This window comes from Vibrio harveyi NBRC 15634 = ATCC 14126 = KCTC 12724 (genome assembly GCF_001591145.1).
In the GTDB taxonomy this organism is placed as follows: domain Bacteria; phylum Pseudomonadota; class Gammaproteobacteria; order Enterobacterales; family Vibrionaceae; genus Vibrio; species Vibrio harveyi.
This window is the reverse complement of record NZ_BCUF01000129.1, coordinates 1-1,269: the sequence shown is the minus strand read 5'-3', so window position 1 is coordinate 1,269 and position 1,269 is coordinate 1. Positions and strand designations below refer to the sequence as shown.

Annotated in this window: 2 protein-coding genes; both read left to right on the top strand. The window is 42.7% G+C overall.

Translation table 11 applies throughout. The features are described 5' to 3' along the window. Positions 1-258: 258 nt before the first annotated feature. Positions 259-765: a nucleotidyltransferase domain-containing protein gene (locus tag VHA02S_RS24790; RefSeq protein WP_038899082.1), complete on the top strand. Its 507-nt coding sequence runs from the start codon at positions 259-261 to the stop codon at positions 763-765. A gap of 41 nt (positions 766-806) precedes the next feature. Further along, entirely contained in the window at positions 807-1,199 is a 393-nt protein-coding gene (locus tag VHA02S_RS24785; protein ID WP_038899083.1) for a DUF1353 domain-containing protein, read from the top strand. Positions 1,200-1,269: the final 70 nt, after the last annotated feature.

The window sequence follows — 1,269 nt, the reverse complement described above, 5'->3', positions numbered from 1 at the left end:
GAGAGTGTGTCATGAACTCGCTTTTTTATTAAACCAATGGCTGCACCAAACAACTTGGAAAGAGCTGGCTATTATACTGCGTTGTTTTCCTTACTCTCGAATCAATGACAACGCTCTGAATCCTGCATCTTGAAGTCACTTGGGTGTACTTTGGTTTAAAAACTGATATTTACATTGTGTGCTGCGTTTAAATTGAGGACTTTAGCTGTGACAATCAAATTATTAAATCTAGATCATTTACCTTTACAAAGAGCGCTAGTGGAATCTGCATGTAACGCCTTTGTGCACGAAGAAGAGGTGGTAGCCGCAGTATTGCTTGGCTCATTGTCTTCAGGAAAAGGGGATCGTGTATCGGATGCGGATGTTATCGTGTTTACCAAAAATAACTTCCATAAAAATGTCACACCTTGCTTTGCTCTGTTTGAGGAAGGCAAAGAGATCTTCTATCGTCTTGAAGGCGATCACAATGAGAATGCTTGCTTTAAAAAGTACATCTTTAACGATCTGACCAGTGCAGAGATTCATTGCTTGGATCTTAATGAACCTTTCCAACTTTCAAGACCCTTCAAAGTTCTATTCGATAAAGCTGATATCATCGATGAGTTAGTAACCGATGAGCCAGCCCCAAAGCATGAAGATTTTCCCGTTTATACAAGTGGAGACCAAGGTCTGATTTGGGAGCTGTTTGACTGTATAAAATGGCTGAGTCGCAACAACAATGAGTTGGCAAAAAACTACCTCAAGAAACTCGCAGACAAGCTCTAGGTATAGTGTCTTACAAGCCGCTTGGTGACTAGGAGGTGTTTATGAAGTACAAAAAACGTCGGACGTACAAATATAACCTTCATTCTGAAGAACATATTAAAACCGGTATCGCCCTCGCGCAGCCTTTTGACAGCCCGTTTCTCAGCCTATCTGAGCAAGGTTTGTTGACGATTAAGAAAGGCTATTCATGGGATGGGGCGAGTGGTCCTGTGATTGATACTCAAAACATCCTCAAGGCGTCTTTGGTGCATGACGCGTTGTACCAGCTCATGAGGGAGGAAGTATTGCCGCAAAGCAGTCGAGAGCAAGCGGATAGGCTTCTGCGTCAAATATGTCTCGAACACGGCATGTCGAACTTTAGGGCTTCCTACATCTATTACGGAGTCAGAGTGTTTGGTGGATGTTTTTCCAAACCGGATCTTTTATCTGTCTAGCTAGGCTCTCTTGGTAAGTAGATTCTGAATCACGTTCGTTCCTCACTGTTCAGAATGACGGAAATCTAGG